Consider the following 21,931-nt stretch of genomic DNA (forward strand, 5'->3'; position numbering starts at 1 on the left):
ATGAACCTGCTGGAAAGACTCTGGCTCAGATGCAAGTGGCGCGACAGCGAGTATGCTCGACTGTTTTCTTCACCTAGTGATGAAGACTTGGTCTCATTGGATTGTGAAACCACCAGCCTGGACCCACACAAAGCTGAGCTGGTGACTATCGCTGCAACTAAAATCCGCGGCAATAAAATTGTCACCAGCGAGCCTTTCACCATTTCCCTTCGCGCGCCCAGCTCTCTGAGCGCACAGTCGGTGAAAATTCACGGCATCCGACATCAGGATCTGAGCGATGGCGTGACGGAAAAAGAGGCCATGCTCAAACTCATCGAGTTTATTGGTAACCGGCCGATTGTTGGGTATTACATCCAGTACGACAAAGCGATCCTTGACCGCTATGCCAAAAAGCACCTTGGCTTCAAACTGCCCAATAGCACAATAGAGGTGAGTGACATGTACCGACGGAAACTCGAACACATTCTGCCGAATGCTTATTACGACCTGAGTATGGAGGCGATAGGACACCACCTCGATCTTCCCCTTTCCGGGCGGCATGACGCACTCGATGATGCCATTAGTGCAGCACTGATCTACGTTCGACTAAAGTACGGGGATGTATCAATGCCCACTTATTGATAATTTCCCCGCAACCCACTGCATGTAAATGAGAGCAACACCTCAGTGTGATTGTCCAAAGGTCACAAAACCCATAGAAAACGGCCTCTTCATCCTAAAGTCTAATTGTCGAGAATCCCTAACTGTCCGACCTTAATGGAACAAGACCGCTAGACCGGACCCTATATACTAATTCGTCGTGGTCGAATATTTGACGATGCCAGACAGCATCACGCAGGAACACAAGGAGAAAGATAATGAGTGAGGTTCACCTGCATCCGGTTATGCCGGAAATCGAAGCCAAAGCGCACGCAAACAACGACACTTACCGCGAGATGTATCAGCAGTCTGTTGTTAACCCAGAAGGATTCTGGCGTGAGCATGGCCAGATCGTAGATTGGATCAAACCTTTCACTAAGGTGAAGAATACCTCTTTTGATACCGGCCATGTCGACATCAGATGGTTCGAGGACGGTACGCTAAACGTTTCTGCCAACTGTATTGACCGCCATCTTGAAGCAAAAGGTGATCAGGTTGCCCTGATTTGGGAAGGCGATGACCCAAATGACGACAAAACCCTGACTTACAAAGAACTACACACTGAAGTGTGTAAGTTCGCTAATGCACTGAAAGGCCAAGGCGTGCGCAAAGGCGACGTCGTGTGCCTATACATGCCAATGGTAATGGAAGCCGCGATTGCCATGCTGGCATGTACTCGCATTGGTGCCGTTCACACCATCGTATTCGGTGGCTTCTCTCCAGAAGCACTCGCAGGCCGCATTGTTGACTCCAACGCGAAACTGGTAGTCACTGCCGATGAGGGTGTACGTGGCGGCCGCGCAGTACCTTTGAAACAAAACGTGGATGCAGCGCTTGCAAACCCTTCGGTCACGTCAGTTGAAAAAGTCGTTGTTTACCAACGCACTGGTAACAATGTTGAGTGGAATTCTGGCCGTGATGTATGGTGGCACGAAGCAACCGCAGTCGTGTCTGATAACTGTGAACCGGAAGAGATGAACGCAGAAGACCCAATGTTCATCCTTTACACCTCAGGTTCAACCGGCACGCCAAAAGGTGTTCTCCACACCACAGGTGGTTACCTGGTTTATGCGACCATGACCTTCAAGTACGTCTTCGACTACCAGGAAGGTGAAGTCTTCTGGTGTACCGCAGATGTGGGTTGGATCACCGGTCACAGCTACCTGATCTACGGACCACTGGCGAACGGTGCCAAAACCATCCTGTTCGAAGGCGTACCTAACTACCCATCAACTGCCCGAATGAGTGAAGTGGTTGATAAGCATCAGGTCAACATCCTGTACACCGCCCCAACCGCAATCCGCGCCCTGATGGCGAAAGGTAACGAAGCGGTTGAAGGCACCAAGCGTGATTCGCTACGCATCATGGGTTCAGTGGGCGAACCCATCAACCCAGAAGCATGGGAGTGGTACTATAAGACAATCGGTGACAGCAAGTGTCCTATCGTAGATACCTGGTGGCAAACCGAAACCGGCGGCATCCTGATCACTCCGTTACCTGGTGCAACCGCGCTGAAGCCAGGGTCGGCAACTCGCCCATTCTTCGGTGTACAACCAGCACTGGTTGACAACATGGGCAACATCATCGAAGGAGCAACCGAAGGTAACCTGGTTATGCTCGATTCTTGGCCAGGCCAAATGCGCACCGTTAACGGTGACCATGAACGCTTCGAGCAAACCTACTTCTCAACCTTCAAAGGCATGTACTTCACTGGTGACGGTGCTCGCCGTGACGAAGACGGTTACTACTGGATTACAGGTCGCGTGGATGACGTGCTGAACGTTTCCGGACACCGTATGGGTACCGCAGAAATCGAATCGGCATTGGTGGCATTCGACAAGATCGCAGAAGCGGCAATTGTAGGTGTTCCACACGATATCAAAGGTCAGGCTATCTACGCCTATATCACGCTAAATGCAGGCGAAGTACCAACTGCTGAACTGACCAAAGAAGTGAAAAATTGGGTACGTAAGGAAATCGGTCCTATCGCAACACCGGATTTCATCCACTGGACAGATGCCCTACCGAAGACCCGTTCAGGCAAAATTATGCGCCGAATCCTGCGTAAGATTGCGACTGGCGATACTGGCAGTCTGGGTGATACCTCTACGCTGGCAGATCCAAGCGTGGTAGATAAACTCATCGCAGAAAAGTCCAGCGTGGTATAGCCCACCTTCCTGCTCAATCTCTAAGGGCCGCTAAACGCGGCCCTTTTTGGGTCCAAGTACACAGCCATTGCATGGGATGAAATCAATGTAGCTATCAAGTTATCTTGCTTCCAGAATTGGTGACACACATCGTTCCAATGTAATAACCAAACCATTGTGTCATAGCGCTTCTGAATCACATTCCCCTCCCAAATAATCCGAGGCATTACATCGACTAAACGCTCTCATTGTCGGATCTGTGGCTTATTAGTCGAGGGTTTTGTCAATTAGGTTTCGGGTACTGCGGTACTATTTCCGTAAACAGAATGACACTCCCTTATAGCGTCGGAATAAGAGCCACATTGGGCAAAAAAGGGGCTGCTGACCTTTTTGTGATGATTTTTGCAGCAGTTTGTGGAGTTTTTATGCAAGGCAGAGGCTTTGATGTTTAGCTAGCCTACATGAGAAGCTGATAACGCAGCAGAAATTTCCCACAAACGCAGCCCGAAGGGTTCGACTGCGCGTCCCGCACTCTAAGCGTTTTATGCTTTGTTGAGGTTTATTTACTTAGAATGCTAGGCAACACACACCTTGCCGCGCCTAAAACGCTCATAGCTAGAACTAAATTTAACCACCAAAGATCAACAGCTCCTGGTATGAACGTTGTTCCCAATTGGTAACCGCAACCTAACTAATTAATATTTAAATGATTATTTCCCATTATCTCACTTTAAAGACACCCGGGTAGTAAAAGGGGCCTGTAAAATGTTCAGGCGAAAAAGACACGTTTAAAACGCGGGATGAGATCTGCCTAACAGTTCCACCGGCTCAACTGGTCATTTCGTGAACTATTGCCACGAAATTTCTGTCGTAACTGCGTAACCTGTACGCGGGATTGCCAGATTTTGTCTGATAAGACCAGTATTTTGCTGCCATTTGCGGTGAATTCTCTATAATTGCGTTTCAGTAAGTGGCGGGAGTGCCATTTTTCAGGTTCTCGCACCCTCTGGTGCTAAAAAGCAGAAGTTAACGCCTTTTCGCAACAAGAACAGGAACAAAGCGATCAATATGACGACAAATCGCAAAGTTTTACTTATCAACGGTCCGAACCTAAACATGCTAGGGGTTCGTGAACCTGGCCACTATGGACAGACTTCGTTGGATCACATCGTCGCCGATCTGACGACATTAGCAGCATCTTTCAATATTCAACTTGAACACGTGCAGTCCAATGCGGAACACGTCCTGATTGATACCCTCCATCAGGCAATGGGAAAGGTTGATTTCATCATTATCAACCCAGCTGCGTTTACGCACACCAGCGTGGCGCTGCGAGATGCCATTCTCGCTGTTGGCATTCCTTTTATTGAAGTGCACCTTTCAAACGTTCACGCCCGTGAACCATTCCGTCATCATTCTTACTTCTCCGATAAAGCAGAAGGTGTGGTTGTCGGACTGGGCGCTGACGGTTACGAATTTGCTCTACGTGCGGTCGCTAAGCGTCTGCAAGCAGAGAACAACTGAACAATAATTTCAAAGAGATAGACATCATGGATATTCGTAAAATCAAAAAACTGATTGAGCTTGTTGAAGAATCTGGCATCGCTGAGCTGGAAATATCTGAAGGTGAAGAGTCAGTACGCATTAGCCGCGCAACTGCGCCAGTCGCCACTCAGGTTTACGCAGCACCTGCAGCCGCCGGCTCCAGTAGCGGCACCAGCAGCTCCTGTGGCGGCTCCGGCAGCAGCAGAAGCACCAGCAGTTGAAGCAGAAGTTGCGGGTCACAAGGTTCTATCTCCAATGGTGGGTACTTTCTACCGCTCTCCAAGCCCAGAAGCGAAGTCTTTCGTTGAAGTGGGTCAATCAGTAAATGTTGGCGATACCCTTTGCATCGTTGAAGCGATGAAAATGATGAACCAAATCCAAGCAGACAAAGCGGGTGTAGTGAAAGCTATCCTGTGTGAAGACGGCCAAGCAGTAGAGTTTGACCAAGCTCTGGTCATCATCGAGTAATCGAGGACAGCTATGTTAGATAAAATTGTCATCGCTAACCGCGGTGAAATTGCGCTTCGCATCCTTCGTGCGTGTAAAGAGCTCGGCATCAAAACGGTTGCCGTTCACTCCACCGCCGATCGCGATCTGAAGCACGTATTGCTGGCAGACGAATCTATCTGTATCGGTCCTGCATCAAGCGTTGAAAGTTACCTGAACATCCCACGCATCATCAGTGCTGCAGAAGTGACTGGTGCGGTGGCTATCCACCCAGGTTACGGCTTCCTGTCAGAGAATGCAGATTTTGCAGAGCAGGTAGAGCAATCAGGCTTCATTTTCGTCGGTCCTCGCGCTGAAACTATCCGCCTGATGGGTGACAAAGTGTCTGCCATCAACGCGATGAAAAAAGCGGGCGTACCTTGTGTACCAGGTTCTGATGGTCCACTTGACGACGACGAGTCTAAGAACAAGGCTTTCGCAAAACGCATCGGCTACCCTGTGATCATCAAAGCATCCGGTGGTGGTGGTGGTCGCGGTATGCGTGTGGTTCGTTCTGAAGCAGAACTGACCGACGCTATTGCCATGACCCGCGCAGAAGCAAAAGCTGCCTTCAACAATGATATGGTTTACATGGAGAAATTCCTGGAAAACCCACGTCACGTTGAAGTGCAGGTTCTGGCTGATGGTCAGGGCGGTGCGATTCACTTAGGTGAACGTGACTGTTCGATGCAGCGCCGTCACCAGAAGGTTGTTGAAGAAGCGCCAGCACCGGGTATCACTGCTGAAATGCGTAAGTACATCGGTGAACGTTGTTGCCGCGCATGTCTGGAAATCGGCTACCGCGGTGCAGGTACGTTTGAGTTCCTGTACGAAAACGGTGAGTTCTACTTCATTGAGATGAACACCCGTATTCAGGTTGAACACCCTGTGACCGAAATGGTCACTGGCGTTGACCTGATCAAAGAGCAGCTTCGCATTGCCGCTGGCCAGCCTCTGTCATTCACGCAAGATGACATCCAAATCCGCGGCCATGCGATTGAGTGTCGTATCAACGCCGAAGACCCAGAGCGCTTCCTACCAAGCCCAGGTAAAATCGATCGCTTCCATGCGCCAGGCGGCATGGGTGTGCGTTGGGAATCTCACGTGTACTCAGGCTACTCTGTGCCTCCACACTATGATTCCATGATTGGTAAATTGATCTGCTTCGGTGAAAACCGTGACGTGGCCATTGCCCGTATGCGTAACGCCCTGCAGGAAACCATCATTGATGGCATCAAAACCAATATTCCTCTTCAGCTGGAAATCATGAAAGATGAGAACTTCCAGCATGGTGGTGCAAACATCCACTACCTGGAGAAGAAGCTGGGCATTCAGAAGTAATTCTGAGAAAGAGCCAAAAGGTCGCGTTTACGCGGCCTTTTTTGTTTTTAGTGCCCTAACCCTGCACGTATAAATCTGTCACATTCTCCGTGGTTTTGTCACAATAGACCCCTTATCAACACTCTCTTATCGCGTTAAGTAAGAAGGCTCTAATGAAGACACTTAGCAGCCGATACCGCCAGGCTCACAAGGAAGCCAAATGGGCGATTGCACTCGCACTCGCGTATTTTGCATGGTGGTACGGATTTGCCTATGGTCTGGCCCCAGAAGGAATTGAACAGACTCCCCCTACGCTCTATTTCGGTTTGCCACTTTGGTTTTTAATGGCATGCGTTATCGGCCCCCTTTTATTTACCCTGCTGTGCGCACTGATGGTGAAATTCCTCTACAAAGACATGCCACTCGACATCGAAGAGGAAGCGTCCGATGAATAGTCAGCTTCTTATCCCGATGACGTTGTATCTGGTCGCTGTATTTGCGCTGGCCATTTATTCGCGCAAACAAGGGGATCGCAGTGGCGGATTCCTGAATGAATACCTGCTTGGTAGCCGAAGCATGGGTGGATTTGTGCTGGCGATGACTCTCGCGGCCACCTATGCCAGTGCGAGTTCTTTTATCGGTGGGCCCGGTGCGGCTTACAAAATGGGACTCGGCTGGGTGTTACTGGCGATGATCCAGTTACCTGCTGCATGGCTGACGCTCGGTGTGCTCGGAAAGAAGTTCGCCATTGAGTCCCGTAGTCACAATGCGCTCACTCTGAATGACATGCTCTATGCGCGTTACAAAAACCGTGCTGTGGTGATTTTCGCCTCTCTCGCTTTATTGCTGGCCTTTTTCGGCACCATGGTGGTTCAGTTCGTTGGCGGCGCACGCTTGCTGCAGACTGTTACCGGGGTTTCCTATACCCACGGTCTGATGCTGTTTGCCTTGACGGTGGGCGTTTACACCACCATCGGCGGATTTCGCGCTGTCGTCATGACCGACACCGTGCAGGGCATCATGATGATCATAGGCACTATTGCGTTGCTGGTTGGCATCATCCACGCAGGCGGCAGTCTGGGTGAAATGATCACTGAGCTTCATGCTATCGATCCTGCACTGGTCACACCGTATGGCCCCAACAATTTCCTGTCAGAGCCGTTTATGTTGAGCTTCTGGGTATTGGTCTGTTTCGGTGTGATTGGCCTTCCCCATGCGGCGGTGCGCTGTATGTCTTACAAATCCAGTAAGTCTCTCCACAAAGGCATGGTGCTCAGCACAGCGATGGTGGCGCTATTGATGCTTGGCATGCATTTGGCTGGAGCGCTGGGCCGTGCGATTGTTCCGGAAATTGATAACCCGGATCAGATCATGCCGACCCTGATGATGACGGTTTTGCCCCCTGTCGTTGCCGGTGTGTTTCTGGCAGGCCCAATGGCGGCGATTATGTCGACCATCGACTCGCAACTCATTCAGGCATCCGCAACGCTGCTGAAGGATTTGTATCTCAACTACATCAACCCCAATGCCGCCAAAGCGCCGGATGCAGAAAGCAAATTACCCAAACTCTCTTTATGGGTAACGGGGATATTCTCACTGCTGGTATTTGTCGCGGCCACCAACCCACCTGACATGATCATCTGGCTGAACCTGCTCGCCTTTGGCGGTATGCAGGCGGTGTTCCTGTGGCCGCTGATACTTGGCCTTTACTGGAAGAAAGCCACCGCTTCAGGCGCGTTAGCATCCATGATTACTGGCCTTGGCAGCTATGCCGCGCTTTCGACCTTTAAACCGGACATGAGCGGCATACACGCCATTGTGCCTTCACTGGCCATCAGTCTGTTTGCCTTCCTGCTTGTTAGCGGTATGCAGTACACGAAGACACGCCAAGCAACCGCATAACTTCTCAGGGCAGCATTCGCTGCCCTTTTTCTTCCTTTCTTAACCCTGACCGTGCTAGGGTCTGTTGACCTTTGGTGGTTAAATTTTGTTCTCGCTATAAGCGTTTTAGGCGCGGCGAGGTGTGTGCCGCCTAGTCATTCTAAGCAAATACACCTCAACAAAGCATAAAACGCTTAGAGCAGAACCCTTCGGGCAGCGTTTGTGGGGAATTTCTGCCGCGTTATCGGCTTCTTATGTAGGCTAGCTACACATCGAAGCCTCTGCCTTGCATAAAATCCCCACAAACTGCTACAAAAATCATCACCAAAGATCAACAGACCCTTAGGCTATGCGGTCTGACTACTTTTTATGCTAGACTCCGCGCCTTAAAATCGTCGTTAAACGAAGAAGTGAAGAAACCATGCCTTGGATTCAAATCAAACTGAACGCAACCGCTGAAACCGCTGAAGCCATTGGTGACATGCTGATGGAAGAAGCTGGTGCGTTGTCAGTCACTTTCCTTGATGCCAAAGACACCCCAGTGTTTGAACCTATGCCGGGTGAAACCCGTCTGTGGGGCGAAACCGACATCGTCGCACTGTATGACGCAGAAACCGACATGAATGCAGTGGTGGCTATCCTGAAAAACAGCCCGCTACTGGAAGAAAACTTTACGCACAAAATTGAACAGTTGGAAGACAAAGACTGGGAACGCGCTTGGATGGATAACTTCAAGCCGATGCGTTTTGGTCAGCGTCTTTGGGTTTGCCCAAGCTGGTGCGATGCACCAGAGCCAGAGGCCGTCAATATCATGCTTGATCCTGGCCTGGCGTTCGGCACCGGTACTCATCCAACGACAGCACTCTGTCTCGAGTGGCTGGATGGCCTGGACTTGTCTGGCAAGACGGTGATCGACTTCGGTTGCGGCTCAGGCATTTTGTCGCTGGCAGCGCTTCTGCTGGGCGCAGAGAAAGTCATCGGTATCGATATCGACCCACAAGCACTGCAAGCATCTAAAGCCAATGCAGAGCGCAATGGCGTCGCAGATCGCCTTGAGCTTTACTTGCCTCAAGATCAACCAGAGAACCTACAAGCCGAAGTCGTGGTTGCCAACATTCTGGCAGGTCCACTTCGTGAACTTTCTCCAATCATCAAAAGCCTGATCGCACCGCAAGGTGTACTGGCGATGTCCGGTGTATTGGATAGTCAGGCTGAGTCTGTTGCCGACTGTTACCGCGATGAACTCAGCGTTGACGCGATTGTCGAAAAAGAGGAATGGTGCCGCATCACTGCGTGCAGAGCCTAACTCAGTGATAATTGAACAATTTTTGTACTAAAAAATTGAATTATCTGGATTTTTAAAAAATCAAGGCAAAACGCTCAAATATTGGCCTTTTCAGAGCAGGAAAAAATGCGTAAAATGCGCGCCCTTGCTGACATAGAAGGTATCCCCTTGCAGATCGGACCATACAAACTGGAAAACCAACTTATCGTGGCGCCTATGGCAGGCGTGACTGACAAACCTTTCCGCGAACTCTGTTTGCGCTACGGGGCTGGCATGGCGGTAAGTGAAATGATGTCCTCCAATCCGGCGATGTGGCACACAGCCAAATCTAAAAACCGGATGGTCCATCTCGATGAAAAGGGGATCCGTTCTGTACAGATCGCTGGTGCTGAACCGGCACTGATGGCAGATGCCGCAAGCTTCTGTGTTGAAAACGGCGCGCAAATCGTCGACATCAACATGGGCTGCCCGGTAAAGAAGGTCAATAAGAAACTGGCTGGCTCAGCACTGCTGACCCGACCGGATATCATTGAGCAGATCCTGAAAGCAGTGGTTTCTGCAGTGGACGTTCCCGTTACACTGAAAACCCGGACAGGCTGGGATCCGGACAACAAGAACTGTGTCCAGATCGCCAAAATGGCCGAAGACTGTGGCATTCAGGCGTTGGCCCTTCACGGTCGCACACGCGCTTGTATGTATAAAGGGGAGGCAGAGTACGACAGCATCAGAGCGGTCAAAGAAGCTATCACTATCCCGGTTATCGCCAATGGGGATATTGATTCGCCTCAGAAAGCCAAATTTGTGCTGGATTACACAGGTGCTGATGCCTTAATGATTGGTCGCCCTGCACAAGGGCGTCCTTGGATTTTCCGTGAAATCCAACATTACCTAGCCACGGGTGAAGCACTTGATGCGCCACCGATGGAAGAGGTAAAAGCAATTTTGTTGGGCCATGTTCAGGGGCTTCACCAGTTTTATGGTGAACTCAAAGGACTACGTATCGCGCGTAAGCACGTGAGTTGGTACCTGAAAGAACATGACCAAATTGGCGATTTTCGCCAGACTTTCAACGCAATCGAAGACGCTCACGAGCAGATCGATGCGCTGCAAGATTACTTCGAAAACGTTGCATAAATACGAGAAGAGCTGACAGAGTATGTTCGAACAAAACCTGACTTCAGAAGCATTGACAGTGACTACTGTGACTTCACAAGATCAAATCACCCAGAAGCCACTGCGTGACTCAGTAAAAGCCTCCCTGAAAAACTACCTAGCGCAGTTGAATGGCCAGGAAGTCAATGACCTGTACGAGCTGGTACTGGCAGAAGTTGAGCAGCCACTGCTGGACACCATCATGCAATACACTCGCGGTAACCAAACCCGCGCAGCAACCATGATGGGTATCAACCGTGGTACTCTGCGTAAGAAACTGAAAAAGTATGGCATGAACTAAGTTCTGCTAACTTAACAGTTTTCAGTAAAAGCCAGGCTGCAAAGCCTGGCTTTTACATTTTCAGCCTCCGCACGTAATCGCAATGCCCCTCTGATGCATCTTCAGGTTGTTTGGATATATACTCCCTGCTGACTTTGCAGCTTTGTATCCAGCCGCACGATAGATTTTTTCGGGAGAACACCATGGCTCAGGCTAACGCCTCAATTAGCACCTCAGACAACAAACCGGGCATCTTGCATATTTGCCTGTCAACAGGCTGGGGTGGCCTGGAAATGTACCCATCACGCATGGGTAAAGAGTTTATCAATAAAGGTTACCGCGTCTTTGGTCTTGCTTCGGAAAACTCCCGTGTAGCCAACGCGATGAAAGATGCCGGCATGGACATTTTTACCGTACCGAAGAAAGCTACGCTTTTCGGTCCAACACTCTTTAGTCTCAATAAATGGCTAAAAGCGAACAATGTGCAGATTGTGCATTGCCACAAATCCGGCGACATCCTAGTTTCTGCACTTCTAAACATGCTGACCCGTCGCTACACCCTGTTTACCGAACACATGGGTGTGAAACGACCGAAAAAAGACATCTATCACCGCTGGGTTTACCGACACGTGGAACAGGTACTGTCGATCAGTAACGAAACCTATCAACGTAATATCAAGGCACTGCCTGTAGCAGAAAGTAAAATCGAGCGGCTCTGGCTAGGAACGCGTATCGATCAGAAACAGTTTAGCAAGGAGAACCGCCCTCACCTGTTAGCCGATGAATATGGGCTGTCTCATGACACGACCTTTATCGGTTCAGTAGGCCGCATCTGTGATGGCAAAGGTCAGGCAGATTTGTTGGCAGGCTTTGAACTTATCGCGGCCGATTACCCGAACGCCCATTTAGTGCTGATTGGTGGACTGAACCCCGATGAGGGCGCAGACGAAGCCTTTTCAAACCAACTACAGGAAAAGGTGAAAGCCTCTCTTTTTGCTGATCGGGTGCACCTGGCCGGTTACCGCAAAAACGTACCTACCCTGTTGGAGGAAATTCAAATTGTCTGCCTGCCGTATTGGAACGAAGCATTTGGTCTGACCGCCATTGAAGCCATGGCACAGCACTGTGCCTTAGTGGTTTCCAACACAGGAGCGCTACCAGAAATTCTTGAAGAGACAGGGGTGTACTGCACGCCAAAGGATACAGCGTCAATCGCTATAGGGCTTAAACGCTATCTGGATGACGAGTCATTGCGTGAATCGAACGCTACCCGCGCTTATCGCCGCGCGCTGGAGCATTTTTCCATGCAGGGGCATGCGGATAAGCTAGAGAGTATTTACCTTTCTAGCCTCTCTTAATCAGATATCTCAGTGACGGACAAACCTATCCAAAAAGGTTTGTCCGTCAATGACATCATTAGTCCTCGAACAAATGAGTACCGTGCGTTAAAGCTCCACCGGCACGAATAGCCGCCGTTAGTAAGACAACTTCAGCAAACTCTTCTTCGGTCGCTCCCGCTTTTAGAGCTGCATTCTTATGCGCTTCAATGCAATAGGCGCATTGAGTCGTTAACCCAACAGCAATAGCCATAAGTTCTTTGTATTTTTTAGGGATAACACCATCTGCGAGTGCAAGGTTGTCATATGCCCAAAAGGCATCAGTGGTTGGTTTAGCGTGGTCTTTTAGCTTAGATAGCTTCTTCAGGTTTTCCATCTTGTGCATGGCACATCTCCTTCTAGCGACGAGCGAACGTTCCTATAGACATTTCGCCAGTGTGAATGTCCAGACACGTTACGCCAGAGAGGAAGATGTGACCACGAGGTTTAATTTTACAAAACAGAAAGGTTTTATTTATCGCTATAGATATTCGCAGAAATACGCGGTATTTTGCTCAACTTTCACCTGGAATGATGATTCACCCGGGACTTCGAAGTCATCGCCAGCACCGTAGGTTTCCCAATCGATATGACCTGGCAGCTTTACCGTCAATTCGCCTTTCACCACGTGCATACGCTCAGGAGCTGCGGTACCGAAGGTGTATTCACCCACTTCCATCACGCCAATGCTCAGTGGGCCTTTGTTTTCAAAGCTGATGGACTTTACGCCACCATCAAAATATTCGTTTACCTTTAACATCTTTGTCCTTTATTACTTGTGATATACCCAGTCGACAGCAAGATGCTTGTATTTCAAGGCTCTGGAGCCGGGGTACCTATCCTTTCGATTTCCCTGACGCTATCACACTCTTATCATGTTCCCAAACCTTATTTTGGTTACCACTGGTCGCTGCATCCAGTTTTTACGTATTCCCGTTTTCGAACATGGATTTGGTGCGTGCTTGTGCCACACTACTACCCAAACGACGTGAATTAAGGAGAGAACAATGTCGCAAACCCATTTTAAAGGTGAACCTTTGCCACTCTTAGGCACCTTGCCGAAAGTCGGTGGCCATGCCCCGGATTTCTCGCTCGCTGCCGGTGATTTATCTGAGCTTACACCTGCTGCCCTTCGCGGCAGTAAAGTGGTATTGAATATCTTCCCAAGCATTGATACTCCAACCTGTGCTGCCAGTGTGCGTGCATTCAACGAGAAAGCGGCATCAATGAAAAACACCAAGGTGGTATGTGTGTCTGCCGACCTACCATTCGCCGCCAGCCGTTTTTGCGAATTGGAAGGTCTGGAGAACGTCCAGCATGCATCAACGTTCCGCGACCCATCCTTCATGAGAGATTACGGCGTAGCCATTGCAGAAGGCCCCCTGGTTGGCTTGGCGGCGCGCGCGGTAGTTGTACTCAATGAAGAAGGTGTAGTACTGCATGTTGAGCTGGTGAATGAACTCTCCGAAGAGCCTGACTATGCAGCTGTGCTTGCAGAACTTGCACAGTAAACAAATCAGAAGAAGGCCCCGTGCCTTCTTCTTTAATATTTTATCCTCTCACTACTTACTCTGACGCTAAAGCCTCTAAAATCGAACAGTGACTGGCGTCATCGTCCACGTGACCACAACATGCATCATTGATTCTTTTTAACGCGATGCGAATCTCAGTCAATTCAGCAATTTTCCCATCGAGCTCATCGAGCTTTTTCTGGGTGATACCTTTCACTTCAGCACAGCTGTGTTGGGTGGCTTCCAAGCGTATCTCAAGCAACTCCTGAATTTCTTCCAGCGTCAGTCCAATACGTTTCCCCTTGATAATAAAATGTACACGCGACACCGCATCCTCATCATAAAGACGGTAACCACTTTCACTTCGGGCAGCTGGCTGCAGTAGGCCAACTTTTTCATAAAACCGCAGCGTATCGCCCGATACACCTGCACGCTTGGCTAACTGCCCGATTTGTAACATCTTCATAGATACCCTCTCGCGTATTTTTGTGACAAAGCCACAAAAGCAATCGATTGCGTCAATAAATTAGGTTAGAATGTGCGCCAATTCAATCAAGGCTTCGCCTTAGCGGGTATTTGGCAAAGCGGCTCTCAAAGCGGCGGTTTTGCCAAATATCCTATCCCCACATTTAAAGAGATGGTAGCAATGGAAAACGCTCGTCCTATTCGTCGCGCATTGATTAGCGTATCTGATAAAACCGGCATTGTAGAATTTGCCAAAGCTCTCGCAGAAAAAGGTGTCGATATCCTATCGACTGGTGGTACCGCTCGCCTTCTGGCAGAGCAAGGTCTGGCAGTAACTGAAGTATCTGACTACACCGGTTTTCCGGAAATGATGGATGGGCGCGTAAAAACCCTACACCCGAAAGTACACGGTGGCATTCTGGGTCGTCGTGAAACAGACGATGCAGTAATGAACGAGCATGGTATTTCACCTATCGACATAGTTGTTGTGAACCTATACCCATTTGCGGAAACCGTCGCGAAAGAAGGCTGTACGCTGGAAGATGCGGTTGAAAACATCGATATCGGTGGCCCAACCATGGTTCGCTCTGCGGCGAAAAACCACAAAGATGTCACCATCGTGGTGAATGCCTCTGATTACGGCCGCGTGCTGGCTGAGCTTGATGCCAACAACGGTTCACTCTCACTACGAACCCGTTTCGATCTAGCTATCTCTGCATTCGAACATACTGCTGCGTACGACGGTATGATTGCTAACTACTTCGGTACCATGGTGCCGTCTTACGGCGACAACAAAGAAGGCGATGAAAAGTCGAAGTTCCCACGTACCTTCAACCAGCAGTTCATCAAAAAACAGGACATGCGCTACGGCGAAAACAGCCATCAGGCTGCGGCTTTCTACACCGAAGCCAATCCGGAAGAAGCGTCTGTCTCTACGGCTACCCAGCTTCAGGGTAAGGCACTGTCTTACAACAATATCGCAGATACCGATGCCGCACTTGAATGTGTAAAAGAGTTCATCGATCCGGCATGTGTGATCGTTAAGCACGCCAATCCATGTGGTGTAGCACTGGGTGATAACATCCTTGAAGCTTACGACCGCGCTTACAAAACTGATCCAACCTCAGCGTTTGGCGGTATCATCGCGTTTAACCGTGAACTGGATGCGGAAACCGCCCAAGCCATCGTTGACCGTCAGTTTGTAGAAGTCATCATTGCACCAAGCGTGTCAGACGCAGCGGTAGAAGTGGTTAGCGCGAAGAAGAATGTTCGCCTGCTGGTTTGCGGCGAGTGGAGCGCACAGACCACTGGCTTTGACGTGAAACGCGTTAACGGCGGTCTGCTGGTTCAGGACCGTGACCAAGGTATGGTCTCTCTGGATGACCTGAAAGTGGTCTCCAAGCGTCAGCCTTCTGACGCGGAACTGCGTGATGCGCTGTTCTGCTGGAAAGTCGCGAAATACGTGAAATCCAACGCGATTGTTTACGCGAAAGGTAACATGACTATCGGTGTAGGCGCAGGCCAGATGAGCCGCGTTTACTCGGCAAAAATTGCGGGGATCAAAGCTGCTGACGAGAATCTGGAAGTGGCAGGCAGCGTGATGGCGTCTGATGCATTCTTCCCATTCCGTGATGGTATCGACGCCGCTGCAGAAGCTGGCATTACCTGTGTTATCCAGCCAGGCGGTTCAATGCGTGATGACGAAGTGATTGCCGCTGCTGACGAGCACCGCATGGCGATGGTCTTCACTGGCATGCGCCACTTCCGCCACTAAGCATTTTTCACAGCCCAGAGTTACTCTGGGCTGCTTTGATTGAAGGATTCAAAATGGACGTATTGGTTATTGGCAGCGGCGGCCGTGAACACGCTCTGGCGTGGAAAGTCGCACAGTCTGCAAAAGTTGAGACCGTTTTTGTCGCGCCAGGTAACGCAGGTACCGCGCTGGAGCCAAAACTGGAAAATGTCGCCATTGGCGTCGAAGACATCTCAGCGCTGGTTGCTTTTGCTCAGGATAAAAATATTGGCCTGACCATTGTCGGCCCAGAAGCACCACTTGTGATTGGTGTGGTTGATGCTTTCCGTGAAGCTGGCTTGCCTATCTTCGGTCCAACCGAAGCTGCTGCGCAGCTGGAAGGCTCAAAAGCCTTCACCAAAGACTTCCTTGCCCGTCACCAAATCCCGACAGCCGAATACCAGAACTTCACCGAGATTGAGCCTGCACTGGCGTACGTGCGCGAGAAAGGTGCACCTATCGTCGTGAAAGCTGACGGTCTGGCAGCAGGTAAGGGCGTTATCGTTGCGATGACCCTGGAAGAAGCAGAAAACGCGATTCGTGACATGCTGGCGGGTAATGCCTTTGGCGATGCAGGCAGCCGCGTGGTTATCGAGGAATTCCTTGATGGCGAAGAAGCGAGCTTTATCGTCATGGTTGACGGTGAAAACGTCTTGCCAATGGCCACAAGCCAGGATCACAAGCGTGTCGGTAATGGTGATACTGGCCCAAATACCGGTGGTATGGGCGCGTACAGCCCGGCACCTGTTGTAACCGCAGACATCCACGATCGCGTGATGAACGAAGTGATTTACCCAACCGTTCGCGGCATGGCGTCAGAGGGTCACCCATATACAGGCTTCCTCTATGCAGGCTTGATGGTGATGGCTGACGGCACACCGAAAGTGATTGAATACAACTGCCGCTTTGGCGACCCAGAAACCCAGCCAATCATGCTGCGCCTGCAATCTGATCTGGTTGAACTGTGTGAAGCTGCGGTAGCAGGTAAGCTGGATACCGTAGAATCCAAATGGGACCCACGCGCATCCATCGGTGTTGTACTGGCAGCGGGTGACTACCCTGCGTCATACAACAAAGGCGATGTCATTTCTGGCTTACCAACCACTGAGTTGGATGCAGCGAAAGTGTTCCATGCAGGGACGGCAGAGAAAGACGGTAACGTTGTGACTGCTGGCGGCCGTGTGCTTTGTGCAACCGCAATGGGCAACACCGTTTCAGAAGCGCAGAAACGTGCTTATGAGCTGGCCTCACAAATCAGCTGGGATGGCATGTTCCACCGCGATGACATTGGCTACCGTGCGATTGCACGCGAGCAGGGCGAATAATCCCTAAAGCTCAAATGCTGCCCTAAAACGTCAAAACGCGCCAATCGGCGCGTTTTTTCTTTCTGGGTGATGCGAACTTTAGAACTCCGGTCTTTCGAAACAATCCGCACTGTCGTTATCCAGCACGATAATGGTTTCTGCCGTATTGGTGTTGCGGCCGACTTTGCCGACAGCCGCGATGAAATTATCTTCTTTCTTCAGCCTGTGCAGTATGTAATCCGGAAACTCAGCACTGAACTTCAGTGTTTTTACATCACCAGATCCACACTCTTCAAACACACCTTCATTCCAATAGCCCTGAAAGAAGTTTTTGTTGTTCTTTCCTAGTGCCTGAGCGGTTTCTAAAGCCTTTTCCGCCTGTTTGTAATAACGCACCAGCTCAGTACTTCTAATAGGTAACAAGGCGCCACCCAGACGATACTGCTGATATACTGCCTGCCCTTCCGAATCGTAACGGATAAGTACCGACTGGTGTTTCAATTCACCATCAATCAAGGTATTTCCTTTGCGCTGAATTTCACGCACCACGCCTTTGCGCCAGCGATATTCAGACGAATACTGGCCATTGTCACCCATCATCACAAGCTCAGTGAGAGTTTCAGGAAAGCGTTGACCTTGATCGAGCCAGAAAATACTGGTGGCATCGCCCTGTACAATGGCAGTGACGGTTTGAACAGGAGGTTGGATTATCTCTGTCGAGCTACAGCCCGCCAAAGTAAGAATAAGAGGTGAAACAAGGAGAGACGCTTTAATGCGCATAAATATCCGCCAAAACAAGAACTGCCTCGGCGGAGTATCAGTTACTTAACTGCGTCTTTAAGCGCTTTGCCTGCAACAAACGCTGGAACGTTTGCCGCTGCAATTTGGATTTCCTGACCAGTTTGTGGGTTACGGCCAGTACGCGCAGCACGGTGGTTAACTTTAAACGTACCGAAACCGATCAGTTGAACCTGGTCACCGTCTTTCAGTGCACCTTCGATACCCGCCAGAGTTGCTTCTAGTGCAGCTTTAGCTTGTGCTTTAGACAGGTCTGCTTTTTCAGCAATCAGGTCGATCAAGTTGGTCTTGTTCATTAGGTCTTCCCTTCTTAGGTTTTCTTGAGACAAGTGAACTCTAATTCAAAAGAAGCCCGACTGGCAAAGGTTTGTGGTGCTACAAGTGACTGTATGCAGAGTCTTTAACCATAAACTGAGCGCATCCTCACAAAATATTGGGTATATTTTGGCGGCAACTCTTGTATTTACTGCCCTCAGACCCGATCTTTGGCGCTACTATTGGCCCTGTTTATTACATTTACGCTGGAAAACGATGATCCTGCTATTCATGTTTGTGGCACTTTCTATAGGTGTCTCATTTATCTGTTCGGTGCTCGAAGCGGTGCTTCTGAGTATTACCCCAAGTTATCTCGCCCAAATGCGACAGCAAGGGCATCCAGCTGCCGGACGTCTGTCCTCACTGAAAGATGATATCGACCGTCCATTAGCTTCTATTCTGACCCTAAACACCATTGCCCACACCGTGGGTGCAGCAGCATCCGGTGCGCAAGCTGCCAAAGTCTTTGGTGATGCCTGGTTGGGCGTGTTCTCCGGTGTGCTGACGCTAGCGATTCTGGTGTTGTCTGAAATTGTGCCAAAAACCATTGGTGCTACCTACTGGCGTCAATTGGCTCCGGGCGCAGCTACCGTGCTTCGTTGGATGGTATGGGCATTAACCCCTTTCGTTTGGGCTTCGGAGCAACTGACCCGTCGACTGGCGCACGGTAAAGAGCAACCAAAGCTGCGTGATGAAATCTCTGCGATGGCTATGTTGGCGAAAGAAAGTGGCGAGCTGGAAGATGACGAGTCCACCATGCTGACCAACCTACTGAGCCTTCGTGACGTGCCGGTTACCAAGTTGATGACGCCACGCCCTGTGCTGTTCCGCGTTGATGCGACCATGACCATTGAGGATTTCCTGCGTGAGCACCATGACACGCCGTTCTCCCGCCCGCTCGTTTATGCCGAGTCACGTGACAATATTCTGGGCTTTGTTCACCGTCTTGAGCTGTTCTCCGCCAGCCAGCACGGCAAGGGTCAAAAGCAACTTGGCAACCTGATGCGCCCAATCCCAGTGGTTCATGATTCCACTATCGTGCCGAAAGCCTTTGACCGTCTGATGGCTCAGCGCTCTCAACTGGCGCTGATTGTTGACGAGTATGGTGACGTTCAGGGCATCATCACGCTGGAAGATATCTTCGAGCACCTGATGGGTAAAGAAATCATGGATGAGGCGGACAAGACTTCAAACATGCAGGCACTTGCCCATGAACGGTGGGAAGACTGGAAAGAAGCCCATGGCGTGATTGAAAGCAAAGATGATGACGAGGAAGAAACGATAAAAGCGGCTGAAGAGTCAGTAGAAGCCTCAGAAAAAGAAGGCACCTCTGAAAAAAACAGCGAGGACGGGACATCGACTTCGCCGAACGATGAAGAGAAAACCTCAAAGTAATCGACACCCAAAGAAAACGGGCCATCAGGCCCGTTTTTTATTTTGTCAGTGCCATGCTGGCTTAGAGTGATAAACCGAGGTTGCTCACGCCTTCTTCACGCAGTTCATTGCGAATGCCGCGAATCATCTCAACATCACGCTCTTCTGCTTCTTTCAGTGCACGGAAGATCGTCCACTGCATGTCCCACTCGGCACAGACAGATTCCATTTCTTTCTGGTTCTCGTTCGTCACTTCAACGCCGGTTTGCGCTTCTTCAAGCTGCGTCACACTTGCCACTGATTGCTGACTAACTTTCAGTACAGATTCCAGCAACAGGTCGCGGTCCAGTAACGTGTGGATCAGCGTCGACATCGACACACAGGCATCAATCGCTGGGTAAACCAGATAAATATCGAATTCTTCCGTGGTCGGGATCAGCTCTTCCAACTTCTCCAGTTGACGCTCAAAGTTGATTTTGGCGTTCTTAACCGTCAGCACTTCCCATACTGCATCCAAAAGCTGGCGGAAAGCCTGAGGCTCCGCAAACTCAGTCTGTTGGCAAAATGCCGCATAGTTGGGATACATGCGCTCCACCAGCGCTGCCATAAAAGTGATATGCTGCCATGAGTCGAGTTTTTCGAGTCGCAGCTGGATCGGATTCTGTAACATGGTCTGCCGTCTACAGTGATTGCCGACGTGTAATGCCGGATAGGATTTCCGCGCAAGTGTACTTTATATACTGCAATAGCAAAAGGAACAGATTTGAACCATCTTTATCTTTGCTCAGCCCAACAAAAACGTTATCTGGCGTTATTGGAAGACGCCGCACTGCCTGATCTTCAAATCACCGAAGATATTAGCAAAGCCAACATCATCCTCGCCGACCCACCTAAATTCGCGCCGAAGCTTGAAAAGGCAGAGAACCTTCAGTGGTTGCAGTCGACCTTTGCGGGTTGTGATGCCCTGTTGACCAAGCCCAAAAGCGACTATCAGCTTACCAATGTGCGTGGGGTTTTCGGCCCCTTGATGTCGGAGTATGTTATCGGTCAGCTTCTGACATTAACCCGCCATTTTGCCCATTACCGCGATGCACAGCAGGAAAGCAAATGGTCACCAGTTCCTTATCAGGGTCTGGCCGGAAAATGTATGGTGATACTTGGGACAGGCTCGATTGGTGCGCATGTTGCTAAGACCGCACGTCATTTTGGGATGCAGGTGATTGGTGTGAGCCGCTCCGGAAAACCCGTAGAAGGGTTCGATAAGATCATCACCAACGCCAACATAACACACGCTTTTTCCAAAGCAGATGTAATTGTCTCAGTATTGCCTTCCACACCGGAAACCAAAGGCTTACTCAACCGGGTTACACTGTCTACTTGCAAACAAGCCATTCTGTTTAACGTTGGCCGCGGACCTGTGCTGGAAGAAGAAGGGCTCCTCGAAGCTATCGAAGGCGGAAACATCCAGCATGCGGTGTTGGATGTATTCAGCAAAGAGCCGCTCGCACCTGAGCATCCGTTTTGGACGCATCCTTCCATTACGGTCACGCCTCATATCTCAGCCGAGAGCTTCCCGGAGCAAGTGTTTGGTATTTTCGTCGAAAACTACACACGCTGGCTAAATGGCGAGCCATTGAGCTACCAGATGGACTTCTCGTTGGGGTATTGATGACAGACAAGCCGTTGGAAATCTTGTTGAAAGAGGTGCAAGAGTGCCGCCACTGCGAAGCCCATTTACCATTGGGGCCGCGTCCTGTGGTGCAGGCTGAGTCTTCAGTAAGGTTACTCATTATCGGTCAGGCACCGGGAACCCGCGTGCATGATACGGGAATTCCGTGGAATGACCCCAGCGGTGATCGGCTGCGTGAATGGCTTCAGATGGATAAAGAAAGATTCTATGACCCTGCTCAGGTCGCCATTATGCCGATGGGGTTTTGCTATCCGGGGCGCGGCAATTCCGGCGATCTGCCGCCAAGACCCGAGTGCGCACCCAAGTGGCACGCTGCGATTAAGTCCCACCTTCCCAATGTGGAACTGACCCTGCTGATTGGCGATTATGCACAGCGCTATTATCTGGAAGGGAAACCTAAAACCCTGACTGAAACGGTGAAAGCCAACGCTAACTGGTCACCGGATTTTATCGCGCTACCCCACCCCTCTCCCCGCAATAATCTGTGGCTGAGGAAAAATCCGTGGTTTGAAGTGGAGATCCTGCCCATCTTGAGAAAACGTATTGATCAGCTTTTCTTATGACAATCAGC

Annotated in this window: 22 protein-coding genes and 1 pseudogene; 17 read left to right on the forward strand and 6 right to left on the reverse strand. The window is 50.2% G+C overall.

Annotated features, from left to right (window positions below; genetic code table 11):
- From VP504_RS10155 to VP504_RS10205, 11 genes and pseudogenes are all read left to right on the forward strand, one after another.
- A complete protein-coding gene (locus tag VP504_RS10155) occupies positions 1 to 621 on the forward strand; it encodes a 3'-5' exonuclease (protein ID WP_325891063.1) in 621 nt (206 codons plus the stop codon).
- A 236-nt stretch (positions 622 to 857) separates the two neighbouring features.
- The gene (acs, locus tag VP504_RS10160; RefSeq protein ID WP_325891064.1) at positions 858 to 2,807 is read left to right on the forward strand and encodes an acetate--CoA ligase; all 1,950 of its coding nucleotides are present in this window, start codon (positions 858 to 860) and stop codon (positions 2,805 to 2,807) included.
- Positions 2,808 to 3,854: 1,047 nt separating this feature from the next.
- Positions 3,855 to 4,310, forward strand: coding sequence for a type II 3-dehydroquinate dehydratase (aroQ, locus tag VP504_RS10165; protein WP_325891065.1), 456 nt, complete (start codon positions 3,855 to 3,857; stop codon positions 4,308 to 4,310).
- A 26-nt stretch (positions 4,311 to 4,336) separates the two neighbouring features.
- Positions 4,337 to 4,799 (forward strand): annotated as a pseudogene (accB, locus tag VP504_RS10170) (acetyl-CoA carboxylase biotin carboxyl carrier protein).
- A 12-nt stretch (positions 4,800 to 4,811) separates the two neighbouring features.
- Entirely contained in the window at positions 4,812 to 6,158 is a 1,347-nt protein-coding gene (gene accC, locus VP504_RS10175; protein ID WP_002542000.1) for an acetyl-CoA carboxylase biotin carboxylase subunit, read from the forward strand.
- Positions 6,159 to 6,310: 152 nt separating this feature from the next.
- Positions 6,311 to 6,592, forward strand: a complete 282-nt coding sequence (locus tag VP504_RS10180) for a YhdT family protein (protein WP_251876793.1) — start codon at positions 6,311 to 6,313, stop codon at positions 6,590 to 6,592.
- Positions 6,585 to 8,039 (forward strand): sodium/pantothenate symporter, encoded by a 1,455-nt coding sequence (gene panF / locus VP504_RS10185; protein WP_325891066.1) that lies wholly within the window; start codon positions 6,585 to 6,587, stop codon positions 8,037 to 8,039. Before VP504_RS10180 ends, panF begins: the two co-directional genes overlap by 8 nt.
- 400 nt (positions 8,040 to 8,439) lie before the next feature.
- Positions 8,440 to 9,324, forward strand: coding sequence for a 50S ribosomal protein L11 methyltransferase (gene prmA / locus VP504_RS10190; protein WP_325891067.1), 885 nt, complete (start codon positions 8,440 to 8,442; stop codon positions 9,322 to 9,324).
- A 147-nt stretch (positions 9,325 to 9,471) separates the two neighbouring features.
- On the forward strand, positions 9,472 to 10,437 hold the full coding sequence (gene dusB / locus VP504_RS10195) for a tRNA dihydrouridine synthase DusB (RefSeq protein ID WP_325894024.1): 966 nt from the start codon (positions 9,472 to 9,474) through the stop codon (positions 10,435 to 10,437).
- Positions 10,438 to 10,459: 22 nt separating this feature from the next.
- Positions 10,460 to 10,756, forward strand: a complete 297-nt coding sequence (gene fis / locus VP504_RS10200) for a DNA-binding transcriptional regulator Fis (RefSeq protein ID WP_002542007.1) — start codon at positions 10,460 to 10,462, stop codon at positions 10,754 to 10,756.
- A gap of 182 nt (positions 10,757 to 10,938) precedes the next feature.
- Positions 10,939 to 12,093, forward strand: coding sequence for a glycosyltransferase family 4 protein (locus tag VP504_RS10205; protein ID WP_325891069.1), 1,155 nt, complete (start codon positions 10,939 to 10,941; stop codon positions 12,091 to 12,093).
- Positions 12,094 to 12,151: 58 nt separating this feature from the next.
- Here the strand turns inward: VP504_RS10205 and VP504_RS10210 are convergent, their stop codons facing one another.
- Both VP504_RS10210 and ppnP read right to left on the reverse strand, forming a co-directional pair.
- Positions 12,152 to 12,457 carry a carboxymuconolactone decarboxylase family protein gene (locus VP504_RS10210; RefSeq protein ID WP_062710280.1) on the reverse strand — a complete coding sequence of 102 codons (306 nt, stop codon included), beginning with the start codon at positions 12,455 to 12,457 and terminating at the stop codon, positions 12,152 to 12,154.
- A gap of 135 nt (positions 12,458 to 12,592) precedes the next feature.
- Positions 12,593 to 12,871 carry a pyrimidine/purine nucleoside phosphorylase gene (gene ppnP, locus VP504_RS10215; protein ID WP_251876797.1) on the reverse strand — a complete coding sequence of 93 codons (279 nt, stop codon included), beginning with the start codon at positions 12,869 to 12,871 and terminating at the stop codon, positions 12,593 to 12,595.
- 247 nt (positions 12,872 to 13,118) lie between these two features.
- Here ppnP and tpx point away from each other — a divergent pair, with 247 nt between their 5' ends.
- Positions 13,119 to 13,622: a thiol peroxidase gene (tpx, locus tag VP504_RS10220; protein ID WP_325891071.1), complete on the forward strand. Its 504-nt coding sequence runs from the start codon at positions 13,119 to 13,121 to the stop codon at positions 13,620 to 13,622.
- 55 nt (positions 13,623 to 13,677) lie between these two features.
- Here the strand turns inward: tpx and zntR are convergent, their stop codons facing one another.
- Positions 13,678 to 14,088: a Zn(2+)-responsive transcriptional regulator gene (zntR, locus tag VP504_RS10225; protein ID WP_325891072.1), complete on the reverse strand. Its 411-nt coding sequence runs from the start codon at positions 14,086 to 14,088 to the stop codon at positions 13,678 to 13,680.
- 180 nt (positions 14,089 to 14,268) lie between these two features.
- On the opposite strand from zntR, the gene purH reads away from it, so the two are divergent.
- Positions 14,269 to 15,861, forward strand: a complete 1,593-nt coding sequence (purH, locus tag VP504_RS10230) for a bifunctional phosphoribosylaminoimidazolecarboxamide formyltransferase/IMP cyclohydrolase (protein ID WP_325894025.1) — start codon at positions 14,269 to 14,271, stop codon at positions 15,859 to 15,861.
- A gap of 53 nt (positions 15,862 to 15,914) precedes the next feature.
- On the forward strand, positions 15,915 to 17,204 hold the full coding sequence (purD, locus tag VP504_RS10235) for a phosphoribosylamine--glycine ligase (protein WP_325891073.1): 1,290 nt from the start codon (positions 15,915 to 15,917) through the stop codon (positions 17,202 to 17,204).
- A 78-nt stretch (positions 17,205 to 17,282) separates the two neighbouring features.
- Here the strand turns inward: purD and VP504_RS10240 are convergent, their stop codons facing one another.
- Positions 17,283 to 17,963 (reverse strand): DUF1481 domain-containing protein, encoded by a 681-nt coding sequence (locus VP504_RS10240; protein WP_325891074.1) that lies wholly within the window; start codon positions 17,961 to 17,963, stop codon positions 17,283 to 17,285.
- 41 nt (positions 17,964 to 18,004) lie between these two features.
- Positions 18,005 to 18,277 carry a nucleoid-associated protein HU-alpha gene (hupA, locus tag VP504_RS10245; protein WP_002542017.1) on the reverse strand — a complete coding sequence of 91 codons (273 nt, stop codon included), beginning with the start codon at positions 18,275 to 18,277 and terminating at the stop codon, positions 18,005 to 18,007.
- 235 nt (positions 18,278 to 18,512) lie between these two features.
- Between hupA and VP504_RS10250 the strand changes: the two genes are divergently transcribed.
- A complete protein-coding gene (locus VP504_RS10250) occupies positions 18,513 to 19,691 on the forward strand; it encodes a hemolysin family protein (RefSeq protein ID WP_325891075.1) in 1,179 nt (392 codons plus the stop codon).
- A gap of 61 nt (positions 19,692 to 19,752) precedes the next feature.
- On the opposite strand, the gene VP504_RS10255 is transcribed toward VP504_RS10250, so the two are convergent.
- Positions 19,753 to 20,340: a YjaG family protein gene (locus VP504_RS10255; RefSeq protein ID WP_325891076.1), complete on the reverse strand. Its 588-nt coding sequence runs from the start codon at positions 20,338 to 20,340 to the stop codon at positions 19,753 to 19,755.
- Between the two features lie 93 nt (positions 20,341 to 20,433).
- Here VP504_RS10255 and VP504_RS10260 point away from each other — a divergent pair, with 93 nt between their 5' ends.
- Both VP504_RS10260 and VP504_RS10265 read left to right on the forward strand, forming a co-directional pair.
- The gene (locus VP504_RS10260) at positions 20,434 to 21,339 is read left to right on the forward strand and encodes a D-2-hydroxyacid dehydrogenase (RefSeq protein WP_325891077.1); all 906 of its coding nucleotides are present in this window, start codon (positions 20,434 to 20,436) and stop codon (positions 21,337 to 21,339) included.
- Complete coding sequence (locus tag VP504_RS10265) at positions 21,339 to 21,923, forward strand: uracil-DNA glycosylase family protein (protein ID WP_325891079.1); 585 nt, start codon at positions 21,339 to 21,341, stop codon at positions 21,921 to 21,923. The genes VP504_RS10260 and VP504_RS10265 overlap by 1 nt, the downstream gene beginning before the upstream one ends.
- Positions 21,924 to 21,931: the final 8 nt, after the last annotated feature.

The sequence above is a fragment of the Grimontia sp. NTOU-MAR1 genome, assembly GCF_035758505.1.
GTDB classification, from domain to species: domain Bacteria; phylum Pseudomonadota; class Gammaproteobacteria; order Enterobacterales; family Vibrionaceae; genus Enterovibrio; species Enterovibrio marinus.

Excerpts from the sequence above, each read along its gene's own strand:
- VP504_RS10250 (WP_325891075.1), top strand. The coding sequence starts at position 18,513 with ATGATCCTGCTATTCATGTTTGTGGCACTTTCTATAGGTGTCTCATTT.
- VP504_RS10255 (WP_325891076.1), bottom strand. The coding sequence starts at position 20,340 with ATGTTACAGAATCCGATCCAGCTGCGACTCGAAAAACTCGACTCATGG.
- VP504_RS10155 (WP_325891063.1), top strand. The coding sequence starts at position 1 with ATGAACCTGCTGGAAAGACTCTGGCTCAGATGCAAGTGGCGCGACAGC.
- prmA (WP_325891067.1), top strand. The coding sequence starts at position 8,440 with ATGCCTTGGATTCAAATCAAACTGAACGCAACCGCTGAAACCGCTGAA.
- VP504_RS10205 (WP_325891069.1), top strand. The coding sequence starts at position 10,939 with ATGGCTCAGGCTAACGCCTCAATTAGCACCTCAGACAACAAACCGGGC.
- VP504_RS10265 (WP_325891079.1), top strand. The coding sequence starts at position 21,339 with ATGACAGACAAGCCGTTGGAAATCTTGTTGAAAGAGGTGCAAGAGTGC.
- hupA (WP_002542017.1), bottom strand. The coding sequence starts at position 18,277 with ATGAACAAGACCAACTTGATCGACCTGATTGCTGAAAAAGCAGACCTG.
- VP504_RS10210 (WP_062710280.1), bottom strand. The coding sequence starts at position 12,457 with ATGCACAAGATGGAAAACCTGAAGAAGCTATCTAAGCTAAAAGACCAC.
- purD (WP_325891073.1), top strand. The coding sequence starts at position 15,915 with ATGGACGTATTGGTTATTGGCAGCGGCGGCCGTGAACACGCTCTGGCG.
- tpx (WP_325891071.1), top strand. The coding sequence starts at position 13,119 with ATGTCGCAAACCCATTTTAAAGGTGAACCTTTGCCACTCTTAGGCACC.
- fis (WP_002542007.1), top strand. The coding sequence starts at position 10,460 with ATGTTCGAACAAAACCTGACTTCAGAAGCATTGACAGTGACTACTGTG.
- accC (WP_002542000.1), top strand. The coding sequence starts at position 4,812 with ATGTTAGATAAAATTGTCATCGCTAACCGCGGTGAAATTGCGCTTCGC.
- VP504_RS10180 (WP_251876793.1), top strand. The coding sequence starts at position 6,311 with ATGAAGACACTTAGCAGCCGATACCGCCAGGCTCACAAGGAAGCCAAA.
- zntR (WP_325891072.1), bottom strand. The coding sequence starts at position 14,088 with ATGAAGATGTTACAAATCGGGCAGTTAGCCAAGCGTGCAGGTGTATCG.
- acs (WP_325891064.1), top strand. The coding sequence starts at position 858 with ATGAGTGAGGTTCACCTGCATCCGGTTATGCCGGAAATCGAAGCCAAA.
- aroQ (WP_325891065.1), top strand. The coding sequence starts at position 3,855 with ATGACGACAAATCGCAAAGTTTTACTTATCAACGGTCCGAACCTAAAC.
- ppnP (WP_251876797.1), bottom strand. The coding sequence starts at position 12,871 with ATGTTAAAGGTAAACGAATATTTTGATGGTGGCGTAAAGTCCATCAGC.
- VP504_RS10240 (WP_325891074.1), bottom strand. The coding sequence starts at position 17,963 with ATGCGCATTAAAGCGTCTCTCCTTGTTTCACCTCTTATTCTTACTTTG.
- panF (WP_325891066.1), top strand. The coding sequence starts at position 6,585 with ATGAATAGTCAGCTTCTTATCCCGATGACGTTGTATCTGGTCGCTGTA.
- purH (WP_325894025.1), top strand. The coding sequence starts at position 14,269 with ATGGAAAACGCTCGTCCTATTCGTCGCGCATTGATTAGCGTATCTGAT.